The organism is Peribacillus sp. N1 (assembly GCF_054600815.1).
In genome coordinates this window covers 88,177-106,185 of record NZ_BAAHZO010000007.1, presented here as the reverse complement: position 1 = coordinate 106,185, position 18,009 = coordinate 88,177, and the positions used below count along the sequence as shown (strand labels likewise).

Below are 18,009 nucleotides of genomic sequence, written 5' to 3'. Positions count from 1 at the left end.
AGAAAATTGTGGAAAAGTAATGGTATAGGAGGGATAAGAAATGTTATCTAAAAAACCAGCGGCTAGAATGGTTAGCGCCGTTATTCTAACCGGTTCCCTTTTAGGGGCAGGTACATCGTTTCCAACAGAACCGGTTGGGGCTGCATCCACAATGGATTCCGCTTCTGGGATAGCTAAGGAACACGCTCTTACCACCTTACACGAAATCTACAACAAAGCTTTTTCAGGGGAAATGCCTTATACTGCCTCGGGTTTGAAAATTGATGAAAACACCCAAAAAGAAGTATATGACACATTTGGTCCTCCCCCTGAGCCAGGTAACACAGATGAAACTTTTGACTATTACCATGCAGAAATGGGGCATCCAGGATTTGCATTTGCCTATAACGATGACAAAACCATCTCACAAATCCGATATTTTGGGACAAATGTAGAACGGGACCATAATTTAGGAAGCATCACTCCTAAAGTTTTAGGAAAACAACTCGGCAGTGCTGACGAAATACGCCATATTTCCAGTACGAATGAAGACAACTACATTTACAAGACAGGGAATTATGAACTGCAATTCATTGTCGGTGAAAATCAAACTGTAGATCATATCAATCTACTCAAAGCTAAATAATATAGTTGTCGCAGGCTGTAGAGAAAGAAAATTTTCTCTACAGCTTTTTTTTCATGCCCTCCCCTTCTTTCTTCTTCTTCCAAACCGCTGTCACCTTCCCGTAACATATTATGGAAGCAAACCGGCCATTTAATTTACAAAATCCATACTCCCCCCAAACGGGCTCTTAATATTTTCACAATAAAATTAGCTTGTTCAACATAATTTCAATATATGGAGGGTGTCCGTAAGATGATTAATAAGTTCAGGGCTTTCACAGGAACGGTTCTAAGCATAGCCATCCTATTTCAGGGTCTTCCGGTCGCGGTTGCTGCAAATGATTCAGCAGACACTCAGACAAATCCGGGAGGCAGATGGATGAAGGGGGAATATCATGCCCATACCACTCAGTCCGATGATGCCGAGGGCTCACAGAGCCTTGAGAGCTTGCTAAATAACGCATTTGATAAGTATGGTATGGATTGGATGGGAATTTCCGACCACTTGAGGATGTCTTCAAGGGATGCTGAGGGAAATTTGATTACAGGCGGGCCGATACCGCTATCTCAGGGAATCATACAATATCAAACCCCGAAAATGGAGCAATTGCAAAAAGAGGGCAAATTTAAAAGTAAAGTCATCTTTTCAGGCTTCGAATGGGATATGCCCACATACGAGCATGTCGGCATAGGAATTTTGGGAGGCAAGCCGGGCTCACCGAAAAGTCTGAAAGCTGGCAATCAGTTCGAATATCTGTTCACCAACCAGGATGAAAAGATGTTTGATCCTGATGATGTAGCCGTCTGGAAAGCACAGGATCAAAGAGCCAATAAGACATCCAAGGATGCCCGAACAGCATTGGCATGGCTCGAGAAAAATTATAAGAATACAAGTTATGCCATATTGAACCACCCATCAAGAAAAAGGGTGTACAACATATCTGATTTTCGCGACTTCAACAATATAGCCCCGGATGTCATTTTCGGGTTCGAAGGTATGCCAGGTAACCAGATGGAGCCGGATAGAGGCGGTTTAAATCTGACAACACCGGAAAACAGGACCTACGGCGGTTCCGATCACATGCTCGCTAAGGTAGGAGGTGCTTGGGATGCCCTTCTTGGGGAAGGTCGTAAGTTCTGGAACTTTTCCAATTCAGACTCCCATTTTGAAATCAGTGAAAACCGCCTTTACTCAAGCGGCTACTGGCCAGGTCAATATTCCAAGAATTATACATGGGTAAATGGTTCATCAATGCAATCCGTCCTTGATGGCATGCGATCAGGGAAATCCTTCTCCGTTTTTGGTGACTTGATCGACGCCCTTGATTTCCAAGCTAAAAACGGAAACAACAAGGCAGATATGGGCGGGGATCTTAAAGTTAAGGAAGGACAGATGTTCAAGATCACCATCCGATTTAAAAGCCCCCAAAAGAACAATAACGGGGACCAGGTCAAGGTAGATCACGTGGATCTAATTTCCGGGGAAGTAACCGGGAAAGCAGTACCTGGAACACCTGCTTATAATAAAGCCACCAATGATACGACAAAAGTGGTTAAACGCTTTACAAGTAAAGACTGGAAAACCGATCGCGATGGTTTTCATACCATCACTTACAAGGTCAGAGCAAATAAGGATCAATATTTCCGTTTGCGCGGCACGAATCTCGGGGAAAATGTCTCTGGAGAAACGATGAACGGTGAACCGCTGATCGATGCAAAGACTGAAATCGAGGATAACGAAAAACGCTTTTCAGAAATAAACAAACGTAACTATAAAGACCTTTGGTTCTATTCGAACCCTATCTTCGTTAGTGTAGAGGATAAAAATCATAAAAAACGTTAAGTTAAAAAGAATCCTGAAATAGTTCTGGACAGTCCAAAAAGCCCCTCTCCGCTTAGCTAATAGTTGACGTGGATAAGGGGCTTTTTGTCTCCTTAGAATGGATATCGGTTCAGCTCCTTCCCTGGTTGACGATACACCTTTCTTTTACTTTTATTTTCACTTCAATGCGTGAAAAACCGTATAATTCACCAAGTTTCATTAACACTAATGATATAAGTTATTTTCATTGACTTTTTTCCTTTTCTTGTATAGTATCACAGAGTATCAATCCCTATCAGATTACTAGGAGGTTTACCCAAATGAAAAAAATGGTTGCACTTTTATCGCTATTGTTAGCTTTCACGGTTGTACTTACCGCTTGTGGTACCGATACAAAAAATGAGGCAAACGATACCGACAATAAATCTTCTTCACAAGAAAGTCTATATGATAAAGTCAAAAAAGATGGCGTATTAACTGTTGGAACAGAAGGTACATATCCTCCTTTCACATTCCACGATGATTCAGATAAACTAACGGGGTTTGATGTTGAAATTGCTAAAGAAGTGGCAAAACGCCTTGGAGTGAAAGCTGAATTCAAGGAAACACAATGGGACGGCATGTTTGCAGGCTTGGATGCAAAACGTTTTGATATGATCGCAAACCAAGTGGGCATCGATGAAGACCGTCAAAAGAAATATGATTTCTCTGACCCATATATTCAATCAGGGGCCGTATTACTGGTACACAAAGATAATACGGATATTAAATCCTTCGATGATTTAAAAGGCAAGACCTCTGCACAATCTTTAACGAGTAACTACAATGACTTAGCCAAATCTCATGGTGCTGAAGTTACAGGTATTGAAGGATTTTCTCAATCCGTACAGCTTATTGGTTCTAAACGTGTAGATGCCACGATCAATGACAAATTATCGTACCTTGATTATAAAAAGCAACACCCGGATGCACCTATCAAAGTGGCTGATGAGGAAGAAAGCGGAGTTGCAAGTGGTTTAATGTTCAGAAAAGACAGTGGCAAATTAGTGGAAGAAGTAAACAAAGCACTTAAAGCAATGAAAGACGACGGCACGTACGCGAAAATCTCGGATAAATGGTTTGGTGAAGATGTTTCTCCTAAGTAATATTTTCACCGACCCCGAGCGTATGAACCAGCTTGTGTCCATCGCTCAAACCTCCCTCTATCCTATGATAGAGGGAGCTATTCAATATACGATTCCACTAACATTGATCACATTCGTTCTCGGCCTTATTCTTGCTGTACTCACAGCATTGGCAAGATTATCTTCCATAAGGATTCTTCAAATAATTGCGCGTGTATATGTGTCAATCATCCGCGGGACACCTTTACTTGTGCAATTATTTATCATTTTCTATGGACTTCCAAATTTAGGTGTAACAATCAATCCTTTCATATCGGCCATTATAGGATTCTCTTTAAATGTGGGAGCATACGCTTCAGAAATTATCCGAGCAGCCATTTTATCCATACCAAAAGGGCAATGGGAAGCAGGCTATTCAATCGGGATGACATATACCCAAGCTTTAAAGCGCATCATTTTGCCTCAAGCTGCGCGGGTATCCATTCCCCCATTATCCAATACGTTCATTAGCCTTTTAAAAGATACATCGCTTGCCTCACTCATTCTGGTAACGGAATTATTTCGTAAAGCTCAAGAAATCGCTGCAAAAAACTATGAATTTCTACTACTTTACATAGAAGCAGCTGCTTTATATTGGATTTTGTGTACCATACTATCTTTCATTCAAGGAAGTTTAGAGGACAGACTTAATCGTTATGTGGCAAAATAAGAACCGCAGTAGTTAAAGGGGATTTTAAAATGATCAACATTAAGAATCTTCATAAATCGTTTGGTGACCTTGAAGTATTAAAGGGCATCGATTTGGAAGTGGAGCAAGGTAAAGTCATTGTATTGATCGGTCCTTCGGGTTCAGGTAAAACAACCTTTCTTCGGTGTTTGAATCTCCTTGAGGTACCCACGGACGGGACGATTGAAATTGATGAAACCATAATGGACTTCAAAAAACCCGTTAGAAAAAATTCAATTACATCTTTTCGCAGTTTAACAGGGATGGTTTTCCAAAGCTATAACCTCTTCCCCCACAAAACAGCATTGGAAAATGTAATGGAAGGACCCATCATTGTAAAAAACATAGCCAAACATCAAGCAAAGGAAACGGCTGCTGCCCTGCTTACAAAAGTCGGCTTAGGTGAGAAAATCGATTTTTATCCGTTTCAATTGTCCGGCGGACAGCAGCAACGAGTCGGAATTGCAAGGGCCCTGGCCATGGAGCCAAAGGTCATGCTATTCGATGAACCCACTTCCGCTTTAGATCCCGAACTAGTTGGAGACGTGTTACAGGTCATGAAAGACCTGGCGAAAGAAGAAGGCATGACAATGATCGTGGTAACCCATGAAATGCGTTTCGCCCGTGAAGTCGCCGACGAAGTCATTTTCATGGATGAAGGAAAAATAATGGAGCGGGGAACACCCGAGCAGATCTTCACAAACCCTAAAGAAGCGCGCACACGTAAATTCCTCAATCTGATTCAATAAAAAAACGGTGCTATTAAAGCACCGTTCGCAGCCCCCCCATTTTTTGAAATGGGGGTTTTTTGCCCACCATCAAATTAATGAGATGCTGGGACCTGTCTAGTCTGTGTCCGTGCATGGTATAACTGAAAAAGAAGCAAAGCAAAAACGGAAAGGATCGCTCCCGATATAAATGGTAAATCAATCGAAATTGAAAATAACCAACCGCCGATCGGAGGACCTGCAATCCTGCCGAACGAGTCGAAGGAAGATAACAGTCCAGTGACACTGCCATGGCCCGTCATGGAACTTTTGGTCAGTAACGCCGAAATTGCCGGACGGATGAACCCATTTCCCACTCCGAAAATCGTCAGGAAGATCGCCGATGTCCAAAAACCGGAAGAAAACAGGATGAGTATGAACCCAGCTGCCGAGACGATGATTCCCATTCGGATGACCGCTCCTTCTCCATATTTCTTTGTCATCCTCCCCACTAATCCACCTTGAACGATTGCACTGCCAACCCCCATTATCATAAAGATATAGCCTAATTGGACAAGACTTATATCAGCCTTTTTGGCTGCAAAATAAGCAAAAGTCGTTTCTAGTCCTGCCATAGAAAGAGTGACGATCAATTGCAGAAAGAACATGGTTTTAAGTGGCCCTCTAAAGGCTTTCCACATAGATTCTTTATTTTTTGACTGCTGGGCCCTCTTTTCAACTGTATGTGATTCCTTCAGTATCGCAATCACTAAGAATAAAGTAATCAAAGAGGTAATTCCAGCAATGTAAAAAGGTAAATTCAAACTTGATTTGGAGAATACCCCGCCAATCGCCGGACCAAAGATGAAACCAAGCCCTGTAGCGGCCCCGATGATCCCCATCCCTTTTCCGCGATCTTCCGGCGTCGTGATGTCAGCCACATACGCCATTGCGGTTGGCATGTTTGCCGATGACAATATCCCGCCAATAATCCTTGCTACAAATAATACCCATAAGGAATCTGCCGAGGCCGTGATAAAAAACGAAAGAGCCAAGCCAGCAATCCCGATTATCATGACAGGCTTACGTCCTATCCGGTCAGATATACGTCCCCACACCGGGGCAAAAAATAATTGCATTAATGAATAAACAGCCATTAAAAGTCCAAGCTCAGTAGGACTGCCACCAACCTTTTCTGCAAGAAACGGAATGACGGGAATAATGATCCCAAATCCGACCATGACTAAAAACATCACTAAAAAAAGAACGGGTAACACTTTTTTTGTTTCCATTATTTTTTTCTCCTTTTACTCTTCCACATTCGCTGCATAAGCAATGAATTCCTGAATCACATTACTTAGCATAATCTTCCTGACAATACTTTAAACAGTTTATCATACAACCTTTACCAAATCAGTATGAAGCACGATCTTCTTACCCAAACCACCTTAACTAAATACAGAACAGATAACAGGATTCCTGATCTGAACATAAATTTTTCATGTAATCGCACTTTCGTGAAAATAATGGATGGGTTCGTTGAAAAACTTTCCCTCCCCTTATTTTTTGTTAAAGGGTACTCTATACTGTAGGGTATGATTGATGTGTAGGAGGTAAAAGAATGTCTAATGATCAGTGGATTTTAATTATTGACGATGAAGAAGATTTGGCACGTCTCATGGAGACGGTTTTACATAAAGAAGGTATCCCGAATATTGTTACGGCGGGGACGATTGCGGATGGGTGGGCAAAGTTTCAGAAGTTCAATCCATCACTAGTCTTGCTAGATATTATGCTGCCAGATGGTGAAGGCTATGATTTATGCAAGCAAATTCGGGAAGTGTCGAATGTGCCCATTCTATTTTTGTCGGCAAAGGATGAGGAAATTGATAAGCTTTTAGGTTTGGCGATTGGCGGGGATGATTATATTACCAAGCCATTCAGTCCGAAGGAAGTGGCATATCGGGTAAAGGCGCAGCTGAGGCGTGCAGGCTTTTCAGAGGAAAAAGCTGCTCCGAAAAAATTTCAAGTTGGTCCTTTTGAGCTTAGTGCAAATGAAAATGAAGTGAAAAAGGATGGCAAAACGCTAGAGCTCACAGCTAAAGAAATCGGACTGATGAGCTGTTTTATGCATCATCCAAATCAGATTTTGAGCAAAGAAACTTTATTTGAACATGTGTGGGGCGATGATTACTTTGGCTCTGATAATACAGTTATGGTTCATATTCGCCGTTTACGCGAAAAAATCGAGGCAGATCCTTCAAACCCTTCTTTTTTAATAACCGTTAAAGGACTTGGTTATAAATTACAAACCAAGGGTGAAACAAGATGAAGTGGAAATTGACACGGCGCTTTTTAGGATCCGTTGTGACAATTGTTGTAATCGTAGGGATCGTAAATACAATTTTACTTTTATGCTTACTCTTTGTTCATTTCGACACGGAAGAGGAATCTGCGGAAAACTTTAGCCGATCTTTTTCACAATATGTAGAACTGATAGATGACAAACCAATGGTTAATGAAGATGGGCTGGAAAAACTGCGGAACAATAACGCCTGGATACAATTTTTGAATGATAAGGGTGAACAAGTTTCTGCCTATTACACACCTCAAAAATTGCAAACCGTATATTCTCCTGTTGAAATCGTCCAAATGTATAAGTATAAAGAAATTGATGCAGAGACGACTGTTTTCGTCAGCGAAGCTCAAGATTTCAGCTATTTTGTAGGGGTTAAAGATCGAGGAATAGGCCGATATGTAATGTCCTATAATTATGTTCACATTTTAAAGTACATCAACATCATACTTTTACTGTTTTTAACCGTGGATATTATTATCGCCCTAGTCATTGGACTATTATTTGGTAAAAGATTAACGACACCACTTAACACTTTAATAGAAGGAATACAGCAGCTTCGCGAAAGACGTTTCAAAAAGATGAGTATACCAAAAGGCGTTTATGAAGATGTATTTCACAATATGAATGAACTATCTATAAAGTTGGATCAGTATGAAAAGGAACGTGATCAACTCGACCAAATGCGTGAGGAATGGATTAGCAATGTTTCTCATGACATGAAGACGCCACTTGCTTCCATCCATGGATATACAGAATTGATGAAAGATAATGCCACTGAATTAACACCACAGGAATTGTATGAGTTTACATCCATTATTAATAGACAGTCCGTATATATGAAAGATTTATTGGATGACCTCAATTTAACGATGCGTTTGCGCAACCAACGACTTCCTTTGCAATTTGAAGTTGTTGATATCGTTGGGTTTATAAGAGAAATGACGATCGAGCTTTTAAATGATTCACAATTTGGTGATAAACAGGTTGAGTTTGTGGCAAATGTGGATAAAACAACACGTAAAGTGGATAAAAAATTACTGAAACGGGCGATTTTTAACTTTATCTACAATGCGCTCGTACATAATGATGAAAATGTCGTCGTGAAAATACAAATTGATGATATTGGTCCACAATCGGAACTTCATACCAAAATTACCATTGCCGATAATGGCCGCGGTATTCCCGACAAAGACTTGGAACAGGTTTTTGAACGCTACTATCGAGGCACGAATACTGCCAGTACACATGGGACCGGTTTAGGAATGGCCATTGCAAGAGACATTATTCTGGCTCATAAAGGTAAACTTGATTTGACTAGCGTTGAAAATAAGGGAACCACAATTACGATACTTTTATAATTATTTAAAGGGCTGTCCATAATTTACAGACAGCCCTTCTTTCATTTATTTTGTTCGTGCTTTTTTTGGAATATCCTCAAATTTCACTTCATCATATGACGAAACCTCATCACCATTTTTCACGTACATCTTTAAGTAAGCGTCTTTTCGAAGATTTTTTTGTGCCGTGAATTCAAGTGGTATCGTTTCACCATCTGCATTTTTGGCGTCCAGTTTATAAGAATAGTAAGTCATCACTGAACCATCATCCAGTTTGGTTTCATGTTGTACCCCATCCTCTGTAATTTGCAAATAATAATTATCGGCATTCATGCGGTTAAAGTCCATTTTAGTAAGTGCGAAGACACCTGCCGCTCCCAATATAAACAAAATGCCAACTACCATAATAAATTTCTTCATCTCGATCATCCTTCTGTTTTATTATTTTGTGTGATAATACGATTATAGGAAGCTACCGTTAAGATATAATACAGACCGTAAATGACCGTATAGGCGATCATCCAGATCAACACAGGTTTTTCCAGGTCCATCATCAATAAGCCCGAGAAGGCTTTTAAAGCAACCGCACTGTGTAATAACCCCACTGCCAGTGGAACGAAAAAGATTACAAGCACTTGTGATGCAATGGATTTCCGCATTTCTTTTGCGTTAACGCCCATCTTATGGAGCATATTGTATTGTGATTTATCTTCCTCAGCTTCCGTTAGAACTTTAAAGTAAATGATACTGCCTGTTGCCGCTAAAAAAACAAGACCAAGGAAACTTCCGATAAAGAGCAATGAGCCTACACCTTCAATGCTTGTTTGAAAATCTTGAGGGGCACTGGAAAATAGCGCTTCTTCAGGCAATTGTTTTGCAATTTCCCCCGATAAATCAGTGGAAGCTTGATCAACTCCGATAACACGATAGTTTAGGGCTTCCCCTTCTTTTTGCAATGATTTAAATTGATCATTCGATACAACCACTGCAATGCCTGCTGTTTTGGCATTTAAAACTGTTTGTGTTTTAAAGCTTTGGAATGTGATTGCCGTGTTGTTTTCTGTCCTGATAGTCTTGTCCCTGTATTCAGGTGAAAATCTTTTGTCATATCCAATATCTAAAATGACTGCTTTGCCATTATTCACAAGCAATGCATCCTTACCTTGTACTTCTGCTAATTTGTTATATGTTCTTTCATCGATTATCGTGTAAATCCTTTTATCAGAGCTATCGAATGCTGATCCCTCGCTAAGTTCTTTTGTATTAAATGTGACAGATAGTGCTACGACATTTTCATCATACTTTGTATCTGGCAATATAGCGCTGACTTGCTGATCGCTTTTTGCATCCGTTTGCTGATACATGAAGGTGTTCGGATCAACGGTCATAACTTGGTCATTCGCGTTATAATAAAGGCCATAAACCGCACCGCCAGCCGTTACAGTTGTAGCACTTAACACTGCAATTACGGTCAATGTCCGTGCATTACCCCGAATACGATATAGCAGCTGTGAGATCGTCATCAGATGCAGGCCTTTCCATAGCCATTTTTCATTTTTCTTAATCACCGCTAACACATAGCCTGTCACGCTATGAAACAATAAAAACGTACCGGCAATAACAGTTGTCAAAATGATGAGTGCCGTCATCAAAAAGCCGACTTTTTCCCATACTTTAGAAGTAAATAAATCTTGCATCGCCAACCAATAACCCATGACAATCAGAAAAATTCCCAGAATGGCTACAATCATCGATGGCTTCGGAGCCGCTTCCCCTTTTTTCGTTGCATGGAAGAGATCGATTAGTTTAAATTGATAAATCAACCGATAGCCCTGAAATGATGTCACCAAGAAAATAATCAGAAATACGATTGAGGTGTTCAAAGCAGCAGATTCCGAAAATGTAAATGGTGCTATGACATCATAGCCCATTAAATAAATCAAAATCGTCATGAACCCTTTTGAACAAAGAAATCCAAGTAAAATCCCCACAACCAATGAAACCAAGCCTAGCAATAGGTTTTCAAAGAAGAGCATAAAACCGATCTGACGATTACGTACGCCAAGCAATGCATATAATGCCACTTCTTTTTTACGTTTTTTCATGAAGAATGAATTGGAATAGGCAATAAAAATGGCAACGAAGAAAATCAGGATGACAGCCGCACCACTCATTAATGAATCCAATTTCTGTGATGAAGCCGTTTGTTCTGCAACTGTGTCACTATATTTTAATGTTACAAATGTAAAATAGATGATAATGCTAAATACCATGGATGCGATATATAAAAAATATTGGGAGAGATTTCGAGCAATATTCTTTCTCGCCAGACTAAATAACGTCATCTACCTCACCTCCAATTGTTGCAAGGACATCCATAATTTCTTGGAAGAAAGCTTTACGTGATTGGCCACGACGATATATTTCTGTTGAAAGCGTACCATCCTTGATGAAAATGATCCGCCGGCAGAAGCTTGCGGCATATGCATCATGTGTCACCAACATGATGGTGGAATTATTATTTTCATTTAGTTCACTTAAGCTTTCCAGCAGACCTGTTGCTGATTTTGAATCAAGTGCACCTGTGGGCTCATCTGCCAGGATCAATGCAGGCTCTGTCACAAGCGCCCTGGCTGCAGCTGTCCTTTGCTTTTGCCCGCCGGAGATTTGGTATGGATATTTAGCTAATAAGCCTTCAATCCCAAATACTTTAGCAATACGATTCACCAAGTTAGTAATTTCTTTCGCTGGAATTTTTGCAATCGCCAGTGGTAATAATATATTTTCCTTAACAGTCAATGAGTCAAGCAAATTGTAATCCTGGAAGATGAAACCAAGATTATCACGTCTGAAATCCGTTAAGTCTGCCCCTTTCATATCGTGAATGCTCGTATCATTCATGAAAATTTTCCCTTCAGTCGGCGAATCAATGGTTGCCAACATATTGAGCAACGTCGATTTCCCCGCTCCAGAAGGTCCCATGATTCCTACAAACTCCCCTTCATGAATCTCAAAAGATATATTTTCCAACGCTGTGAAGGCAGCGCTTGATTTACCATATGTTTTTTTTATATTTTCCACTTTTAATAATGGTTCCATTTGTTTCACCTCTTCAGTATTGTTGATACTTATACTTTACATGCCCATTCTTACAGCATCTTTGTGCCAACCTTACAGCAAGCTTAAATCCATAAAAAAAACGCCTGCCATTTAAATAGGAAGACGTTTTTTTATGGATTTTTTGAAAGTAAAAGTATTTAACTTTGCTTCAGAAGCCTGCGATCGATTACAAAATTACCAAATGGAATGAATGAAACGATGAAAATCATCGCCATTTTTAAAAAGGACCATTTTGATATGATGCTCACATAAAGTAATAAAAGTCCAAATACAACAAATAAGAAACCATGGATGCTGCCTAAAATGAGTGTTGCTTCCCCAATATCCAATATGTACTTAATGGGCATACCAATGGCAAGCAATAAAACATATGAGATTCCCTCAATTATTGTAATAAACCGAAACCAACCAATAGCTGTCGAAAACATTCGCTCATCCCCTTATTCATTGTACAAGTACGGCACACAAATCCAGCTTCTTGTCCCCAATCCAAAATCTGTTACTTCATCATATTATATTACTGTGACATCCACTAATAAATAGTACCAGGTTTGCCTAAAAATAGAACAACAAAAGCCCAATCCAAGGATTGGGCCTGTTAACAACGCAAGGTTCAAATTTACTTAAAGACGTTCAATTTCGAAACCAATTCGCTCCCTCATCCATATGCACGAAGGGAATATCCGTATCAATTACACCGTTGATTCGTTTTAACTCAACATCTTCCCCTTCGAGCCATTTTGCAAAATCTATTGAAGTCGGCTCCTGGTTCCCTCCCAAGGCAATCCAAGCTTTCATCTCCTTAGGTAAATAAGCGGATGTATGAATCGTTCCTGCCCAGCTGCTATATAAATCCGAGAAGACACCTTGATTGGTATCATTAAACAACCTATAAGCATCGTAGGCAGATGAAAGTCTTCCCTCCTGATCTTGGATGATCTCCAATCGGCGTTTTGAATCGATAAGATGGTTACGGTTTTCATTTTTCATGATTTCAAAGTGATTTGTACAGGCATTTGACGTGCGCACCTCTACATTTCTCGGGGAGGTTTCAACGATATAGGTACTTCCGCTTTTATCATAGACGACGTAAGTGAAAGAATGACGATGCGGGATTTCCTTCAACATCGCGACCGCTTCCTGAACGTTCGCACAAGATTCAACAATCAGTCTGCCAATCATGCAACAGATGAAACCATCTCCAGGGTTCTTGCGATTCATGAAGTTATAGCCTATCACCAAACCTTTTTCATTCATTCCATCCATTCGACCAGTCCCTCGCTGACTCGGGCCGATGCTTGAATACCCTTGATCGGTTGGCTGGAATAAGACATAGCGTCCTTCATAGGTCTTTGGGTGGTAATCATAATTGCGAATGAGATAATCATCGCCTGTCATGATGGAACAGCCCGACCGAACATAATCCAAACGGTATCCACCAAACTCTTGCAGCACGCGGTCAATTGGCCATTTCAGCGCTTCTTGCAACCCCAGTAATTCTTCCCAAACTCCAGGGGCGAATTGTGTAATGGCTTTCTTGACCTCTTCTTCTTCAACCGTAAACCGAGGCTGCCTGATCTTCCACTGATCTTCACGATTTTTTACCGTTAGTGAATCTTTTAATTCCTCCCCTTGCATGTATCCAAACTTATAATGTGTACCCCGAAATTGTATGACATCACTATATATTTGCTTCACGGCTTATCCCTCATTTACAGTAGTTGCTATTCAAGTTAAGAATACTTGAAGTATTGTTGAAAATAAAGAAGATAAGCCTTTAAATTTATGAAACAACTCACCACCCAGTACCTCCCTCATAATCTGTAACTAGGCACATTTATGAGGGGGACGGATCATGGAGATGGAATTAACGGCACTCCATTGGATTTATGTTGTATTCATTGCATTGATAATCGGGTTTATGGTAAAACGTCGTGATACTACCCTCATCTGCATAATTGGTATTTTCCTTTTGGCTTTAGTGGCTACAGGCAGTTTAGCCTCTTCCATAAGCGGGATATTCAACAGCTTCATTTTCGCAATCACGGAATTAATGTCCACGATATTAATCATTTCAATCATAGTTGCCATGAGCACGGTTTTAACGAAGTCGGGCATTAATGATGTCATGATTGCACCGTTTGCGAAATTCATTAAAAATCCTACACTTGCCTTTTGGGTAATCGGAATCGTCATGATGATGATATCCTGGTTTTTCTGGCCATCACCTGCCGTTGCCTTACTTGGGGCTGTTCTGCTCCCTGTTGCTTTACGGGCTGGTTTACCTGCTCTTGGTGTGGCGATGGCGATGAACCTATTTGGTCACGGAATAGCATTATCAGGGGATTTCATCATTCAGGCTGCCCCTAAACTAACGGGCGATGCGGCTTCCATACCAGTCGGTGATGTCATCGCTGCGAGCATCCCACTTGTCATTACAATGGGGGTCGTCACCACCCTCTCCGCCTTTATCCTTTTAAAGCGGGATATGAAGCTGGGAAAAATCAATGCGGCGGATAATGAGGGGATCGTCCAAGATCAGACAATGAATGAAGATTTGCTTACATTGAGACAAAAGAGGTTTTTTGCCATTTTCATTCCGATTGCCTTTCTGTTGGATGTTGTGGCATTGTCGATTTTGAAGTTGCAAGGCGGAGATGCAACGGCATTGGTTGGGGGTACTGCCGTTTTCATTTTGCTGATTTTATCCCTTGTCGCACATAAACAACAAGGTCTTGAAAAATCAACGGCCTATTTGATTCAGGGTTTTCAATTTGGCTTTAAAGTATTCGGACCCGTCATTCCGATCGCCGCATTCTTCTATCTAGGTGATTCTGGATTCAATCAGATCATCGGTGACTACTTACCAAAAACATCCCTCGGCATCGTCAATGACCTTGGTGCCGCCTTGGCAGCCTCCGTTCCTTTAACGAAAGAAATAGCCGCCGTCACATTAACGGGCATCGGTGCCATCACTGGCTTGGATGGATCGGGCTTCTCAGGCATTTCTTTAGCGGGATCTGTCGCCAAACTTTTTGGCACGGCAATCGGTGGAGGAACCGCCACCTTGACTGCACTCGGGCAAATAACCGCGATTTGGGTTGGCGGAGGTACCCTGATTCCATGGGCACTGATACCAGCAGCTGCCATATGTAACGTCAGTCCCTTTGAACTTGCCCGCCGGAATCTGCTTCCGGTAACCATTGGTTTAGCAGTGACTACAATTGTCGCGATGTTTCTCATTTAATCGATTTGCGCCGATTTGTGTGGACTTTACATTGAAAAAGGACTGAGTAAAAAATCAGTCCTTTTTCATTTCAATCATCGATATAACTGTGGAAGTCCGTCGATATATTCCTATTTTCGGAGGTATAACTGTAGATTTCGTCGATATATTTTTCCTTCATACCCAACTTATTCGTTATTGAATTTCTTTTTTGAAATCCATATGTTCGTTACCAATATCGCTACTGCCGTCAACTCAAGTGCCGCTAATGCACCCCAAATCGCTTGTGAATTGACTGTGCCTAAAATCAGTACTTCCATGGCATGTTTACTCATGCTTGCCGGATTCACATTGTCTATTACCGGACTTAATCCAACTATGATTCTACAGCCAAGGAGAAATACTATCGAAATTAATGCAATAACACCCTGACTATTAAAAATGGTACTGATCATCGTCGTGAATGAAACGATAAATAGGATCCACAGCAGATAGAACAGCAAGGCCACTATTAAATCCGCAAAGTCAACGCTCGTAAACAAGAAAACTGCATACAGATATGAAACCAAATATCCCAATGCTACACTGAAGGCAACAAACAGATAATTGGAAATGATCTTCCCGCTTATGTAAGATCCAACCGTCACGGGCCTTGTAAGAATGAAAGCCAGCATACCATTTGCTTTATCGGATTGTACGACTCCCATCATGGAAACGATGATGATCATGACCCCTAGCTGATCAAATTGAGACCCTAAGGTACTGGCAAGAACTTCGCCGCCTTTTTGGGCTGCCATGCTTGGATCAATGGTGATCCCTTGGGCCCCGCCCAGTGCCTCTAATATTGAAGGTAAATAATAACTTACGACTGGTTGAGTTATTCCTAAAAATATAAATACAAGCGGCAGCCATATCACTTTATATTCACGTACCATCTGAACAAATTCCTTTTTAGCCAAAACGGTAAAATCACTCATTTTCCCACCACCAATTTTAAGAAAATCTCTTCCAATGTATCGTTATCTATTTCGAACCTTATAAGATCAACATTATGCTCCAGAGCATTCGCCAGTAACATATTCTTGTTTAATTCAATATCTTCCACTTCTATCTTCAATTTATTTCCCATTACCTCTACACCTTTGACAAAGTTCAAGCTTTTAACGTTTTCAATCCATTTTTGACTTTTAGAGGTTATGTGGACATTGATTTTATTTCCACTATCCCTGTTTAATAATTCTGATATTGTTGTGTCCTCAATTTTTTTACCGCTTTTTATAATGACAAACCTCTCACATATTTCTTCTGCATCGCTTAATATATGCGTCGATAATAAAATTGTCGTATCTTTCTTTATCTCTTTTATGATATTCAACACTTCTCTCCGGCCGATTGGATCTAATGCCGAAACCGGTTCATCCATGACAATCAAAGCTGGTTTATGTAACAATGCCTGTGCAATTCCAAGCCTTTGTTTCATTCCGCCTGAAAAAGTCCGCACCTTTGAATTCTCTTCCCCGCTCAACCCCACTTTCGACAATATCTCTGGAATGCCGCTTAATAATTCTTCCCTCTTGATACCCGAGAGCTGCCCCATGAATGTAAGGGTTTCTTTGGCAGTCATCCATTGAAAGAAGTTAGGATATTGTGGTAAGTAGCCTATTTCCTTTTTCATTTTTGAAATTCCCTTACCATCAAGCAATACTTCTCCCCTAGTTGGATCAATAATATCTGCAATGACTTTTATTAGTGTCGACTTACCAGCCCCATTGGGCCCAATCAATCCAACACATTCCCCAGATTGCAGTTTCATTGAAAAATTATTGACCGCTGTTTTTTCTTTGAATTTTTTTGTAACATTTTTAATCTCTAATTTCATATTCTGTCACTGTCCTTTCTACCAATAACGAAGTACAGAATTGGACCGATAGTATTTGCAAAAATAATGATGAGTGTCCACAATAATACATTTTTCCGCGTCTTTCGATTTCTGTATAAATCAATTAATGCAATAAGGATTAAAATCATCCCAATAGCAATTACCGGTAAAATAATCGGCAAAATAGACATGAAATCAATATCTTTCAATTCGTTCCATCCGTAATGCAATTCCATATATACCACTCCTTAATAGCAAAATATTATTATCATTATCAGTAATGATAACATTTGAATTGGGATTTTTCACCTGTTTTTTCTTGATAAAATATTGTATGAGGTTTTATTGTTATTTATAATGATAATATTATCATTATAAATAACATTTAAGCTTTGTTGCATGAAGACATTAATTATTTACAATTGAAATTATTTAATTTCCAATGTGAGGAGAATAAGATGATTAATAAAGGCGAAATTTTAATGCATCCTGTAAGAATGAAGATTACCCAAGCTTTAATGAGAAACAGGGAAAATGGTTTAACACCATTAGAAATGTTAAAAATCATTAAAGATGTACCCCAAGCAACATTATATAGACATATACAGGTTCTATTTGATTCAGGTGTCATTCGCATTGTAAAAGAGAAAAAAGTGAGATCCGTTTCCGAAAAATACTACGTTTTAAATGAAGAAGAAGCACGACTTAGCGGGGAAGAATGGAAAAAATCCTCTAATGAAAAAAAGGTGAACTATTTTTCTTATTATCAATTATCCCTTATGACCCAATATCAAAACTATCTTACTAAATTGGAAGAAAGAGACGGCGCAGAAGATGGTTCAACCTTTTCACTTTTAGAACTAAAGCTTGATGATGAAAGCTTTATTAACTTTCAAAATGAATTGAACGATTTAATGGTAAAATACTACAACTCTACAAATCAGAGTGCTAAACAAGATTCTCCTATTCGAACAATCGGCGTTACAATCATTCCGGAATCATAAGTAAATGGGAAGGCTGTTCTCAAACCAGGACTAAAAGAACCATGAATACTATAGATTCACCAACCAAAATGGTTGTAGTCTCCGTTTTGAAACAGCCCTTC

The 18,009-nt window shown here is 40.0% G+C and carries 18 protein-coding genes; 9 read left to right on the top strand and 9 right to left on the bottom strand.

Annotation, left to right across the window (positions count from 1 at the left end; translation table 11 throughout):
- Positions 1-40: 40 nt before the first annotated feature.
- From ACYP5M_RS23120 to ACYP5M_RS23100, 5 genes are all read left to right on the top strand, one after another.
- On the top strand, positions 41-625 hold the full coding sequence (locus ACYP5M_RS23120) for a YjgB family protein (protein WP_459735567.1): 585 nt from the start codon (positions 41-43) through the stop codon (positions 623-625).
- A gap of 231 nt (positions 626-856) precedes the next feature.
- Positions 857-2,446 (top strand): S-layer protein, encoded by a 1,590-nt coding sequence (locus tag ACYP5M_RS23115; RefSeq protein ID WP_434167923.1) that lies wholly within the window; start codon positions 857-859, stop codon positions 2,444-2,446.
- Between the two features lie 299 nt (positions 2,447-2,745).
- The gene (locus ACYP5M_RS23110) at positions 2,746-3,570 is read left to right on the top strand and encodes an amino acid ABC transporter substrate-binding protein (protein WP_101225506.1); all 825 of its coding nucleotides are present in this window, start codon (positions 2,746-2,748) and stop codon (positions 3,568-3,570) included.
- On the top strand, positions 3,554-4,258 hold the full coding sequence (locus ACYP5M_RS23105; RefSeq protein ID WP_101225507.1) for an amino acid ABC transporter permease: 705 nt from the start codon (positions 3,554-3,556) through the stop codon (positions 4,256-4,258). Before ACYP5M_RS23110 ends, ACYP5M_RS23105 begins: the two co-directional genes overlap by 17 nt.
- A 29-nt stretch (positions 4,259-4,287) precedes the next feature.
- The gene (locus tag ACYP5M_RS23100; RefSeq protein ID WP_434167924.1) at positions 4,288-5,025 is read left to right on the top strand and encodes an amino acid ABC transporter ATP-binding protein; all 738 of its coding nucleotides are present in this window, start codon (positions 4,288-4,290) and stop codon (positions 5,023-5,025) included.
- Between the two features lie 74 nt (positions 5,026-5,099).
- On the opposite strand, the gene ACYP5M_RS23095 is transcribed toward ACYP5M_RS23100, so the two are convergent.
- Entirely contained in the window at positions 5,100-6,275 is a 1,176-nt protein-coding gene (locus ACYP5M_RS23095) for an MFS transporter (protein ID WP_434167925.1), read from the bottom strand.
- A 329-nt stretch (positions 6,276-6,604) separates the two neighbouring features.
- Between ACYP5M_RS23095 and ACYP5M_RS23090 the strand changes: the two genes are divergently transcribed.
- A complete protein-coding gene (locus tag ACYP5M_RS23090; RefSeq protein ID WP_434167926.1) occupies positions 6,605-7,315 on the top strand; it encodes a response regulator transcription factor in 711 nt (236 codons plus the stop codon).
- Positions 7,312-8,700 carry a sensor histidine kinase gene (locus ACYP5M_RS23085; RefSeq protein ID WP_459735566.1) on the top strand — a complete coding sequence of 463 codons (1,389 nt, stop codon included), beginning with the start codon at positions 7,312-7,314 and terminating at the stop codon, positions 8,698-8,700. Before ACYP5M_RS23090 ends, ACYP5M_RS23085 begins: the two co-directional genes overlap by 4 nt.
- Positions 8,701-8,745: 45 nt before the next feature.
- Here the strand turns inward: ACYP5M_RS23085 and ACYP5M_RS23080 are convergent, their stop codons facing one another.
- The 5 genes from ACYP5M_RS23080 to ACYP5M_RS23060 form a co-directional block, all read right to left on the bottom strand.
- Complete coding sequence (locus ACYP5M_RS23080; RefSeq protein ID WP_101225513.1) at positions 8,746-9,099, bottom strand: YxeA family protein; 354 nt, start codon at positions 9,097-9,099, stop codon at positions 8,746-8,748.
- A gap of 5 nt (positions 9,100-9,104) precedes the next feature.
- Positions 9,105-11,024, bottom strand: coding sequence for an FtsX-like permease family protein (locus ACYP5M_RS23075; RefSeq protein ID WP_434167928.1), 1,920 nt, complete (start codon positions 11,022-11,024; stop codon positions 9,105-9,107).
- A complete protein-coding gene (locus ACYP5M_RS23070; protein WP_260359104.1) occupies positions 11,011-11,778 on the bottom strand; it encodes an ABC transporter ATP-binding protein in 768 nt (255 codons plus the stop codon). The genes ACYP5M_RS23075 and ACYP5M_RS23070 overlap by 14 nt, the downstream gene beginning before the upstream one ends.
- 158 nt (positions 11,779-11,936) lie before the next feature.
- Positions 11,937-12,227 (bottom strand): DUF3817 domain-containing protein, encoded by a 291-nt coding sequence (locus ACYP5M_RS23065; RefSeq protein ID WP_034305497.1) that lies wholly within the window; start codon positions 12,225-12,227, stop codon positions 11,937-11,939.
- Positions 12,228-12,432: 205 nt separating this feature from the next.
- Positions 12,433-13,497 (bottom strand): C45 family autoproteolytic acyltransferase/hydolase, encoded by a 1,065-nt coding sequence (locus tag ACYP5M_RS23060; RefSeq protein WP_434167929.1) that lies wholly within the window; start codon positions 13,495-13,497, stop codon positions 12,433-12,435.
- 157 nt (positions 13,498-13,654) lie between these two features.
- Here ACYP5M_RS23060 and ACYP5M_RS23055 point away from each other — a divergent pair, with 157 nt between their 5' ends.
- The gene (locus tag ACYP5M_RS23055; RefSeq protein ID WP_101225517.1) at positions 13,655-15,046 is read left to right on the top strand and encodes a hypothetical protein; all 1,392 of its coding nucleotides are present in this window, start codon (positions 13,655-13,657) and stop codon (positions 15,044-15,046) included.
- A gap of 167 nt (positions 15,047-15,213) precedes the next feature.
- Here ACYP5M_RS23055 and ACYP5M_RS23050 read toward each other — a convergent pair whose 3' ends face one another.
- From ACYP5M_RS23050 to ACYP5M_RS23040, 3 genes are read right to left on the bottom strand one after another with little or no spacing between them, the layout of a single operon-like run.
- Positions 15,214-16,002: an ABC transporter permease gene (locus tag ACYP5M_RS23050; RefSeq protein ID WP_434167931.1), complete on the bottom strand. Its 789-nt coding sequence runs from the start codon at positions 16,000-16,002 to the stop codon at positions 15,214-15,216.
- Complete coding sequence (locus tag ACYP5M_RS23045; RefSeq protein WP_434167932.1) at positions 15,999-16,904, bottom strand: ABC transporter ATP-binding protein; 906 nt, start codon at positions 16,902-16,904, stop codon at positions 15,999-16,001. The genes ACYP5M_RS23050 and ACYP5M_RS23045 overlap by 4 nt, the downstream gene beginning before the upstream one ends.
- On the bottom strand, positions 16,901-17,140 hold the full coding sequence (locus ACYP5M_RS23040) for a PLDc N-terminal domain-containing protein (RefSeq protein ID WP_434167933.1): 240 nt from the start codon (positions 17,138-17,140) through the stop codon (positions 16,901-16,903). The genes ACYP5M_RS23045 and ACYP5M_RS23040 overlap by 4 nt, the downstream gene beginning before the upstream one ends.
- Before the next feature lie 222 nt (positions 17,141-17,362).
- Between ACYP5M_RS23040 and ACYP5M_RS23035 the strand changes: the two genes are divergently transcribed.
- Positions 17,363-17,908: a helix-turn-helix domain-containing protein gene (locus tag ACYP5M_RS23035; RefSeq protein ID WP_459735565.1), complete on the top strand. Its 546-nt coding sequence runs from the start codon at positions 17,363-17,365 to the stop codon at positions 17,906-17,908.
- Positions 17,909-18,009 lie beyond the last annotated feature (101 nt).

Excerpts from the sequence above, each read along its gene's own strand:
- ACYP5M_RS23120 (WP_459735567.1), top strand. The coding sequence starts at position 41 with ATGTTATCTAAAAAACCAGCGGCTAGAATGGTTAGCGCCGTTATTCTA.
- ACYP5M_RS23115 (WP_434167923.1), top strand. The coding sequence starts at position 857 with ATGATTAATAAGTTCAGGGCTTTCACAGGAACGGTTCTAAGCATAGCC.
- ACYP5M_RS23110 (WP_101225506.1), top strand. The coding sequence starts at position 2,746 with ATGAAAAAAATGGTTGCACTTTTATCGCTATTGTTAGCTTTCACGGTT.
- ACYP5M_RS23105 (WP_101225507.1), top strand. The coding sequence starts at position 3,554 with ATGTTTCTCCTAAGTAATATTTTCACCGACCCCGAGCGTATGAACCAG.
- ACYP5M_RS23100 (WP_434167924.1), top strand. The coding sequence starts at position 4,288 with ATGATCAACATTAAGAATCTTCATAAATCGTTTGGTGACCTTGAAGTA.
- ACYP5M_RS23095 (WP_434167925.1), bottom strand. The coding sequence starts at position 6,275 with ATGGAAACAAAAAAAGTGTTACCCGTTCTTTTTTTAGTGATGTTTTTA.
- ACYP5M_RS23090 (WP_434167926.1), top strand. The coding sequence starts at position 6,605 with ATGTCTAATGATCAGTGGATTTTAATTATTGACGATGAAGAAGATTTG.
- ACYP5M_RS23085 (WP_459735566.1), top strand. The coding sequence starts at position 7,312 with ATGAAGTGGAAATTGACACGGCGCTTTTTAGGATCCGTTGTGACAATT.
- ACYP5M_RS23080 (WP_101225513.1), bottom strand. The coding sequence starts at position 9,099 with ATGAAGAAATTTATTATGGTAGTTGGCATTTTGTTTATATTGGGAGCG.
- ACYP5M_RS23075 (WP_434167928.1), bottom strand. The coding sequence starts at position 11,024 with ATGACGTTATTTAGTCTGGCGAGAAAGAATATTGCTCGAAATCTCTCC.
- ACYP5M_RS23070 (WP_260359104.1), bottom strand. The coding sequence starts at position 11,778 with ATGGAACCATTATTAAAAGTGGAAAATATAAAAAAAACATATGGTAAA.
- ACYP5M_RS23065 (WP_034305497.1), bottom strand. The coding sequence starts at position 12,227 with ATGTTTTCGACAGCTATTGGTTGGTTTCGGTTTATTACAATAATTGAG.
- ACYP5M_RS23055 (WP_101225517.1), top strand. The coding sequence starts at position 13,655 with ATGGAGATGGAATTAACGGCACTCCATTGGATTTATGTTGTATTCATT.
- ACYP5M_RS23050 (WP_434167931.1), bottom strand. The coding sequence starts at position 16,002 with ATGAGTGATTTTACCGTTTTGGCTAAAAAGGAATTTGTTCAGATGGTA.
- ACYP5M_RS23045 (WP_434167932.1), bottom strand. The coding sequence starts at position 16,904 with ATGAAATTAGAGATTAAAAATGTTACAAAAAAATTCAAAGAAAAAACA.
- ACYP5M_RS23040 (WP_434167933.1), bottom strand. The coding sequence starts at position 17,140 with ATGGAATTGCATTACGGATGGAACGAATTGAAAGATATTGATTTCATG.
- ACYP5M_RS23035 (WP_459735565.1), top strand. The coding sequence starts at position 17,363 with ATGATTAATAAAGGCGAAATTTTAATGCATCCTGTAAGAATGAAGATT.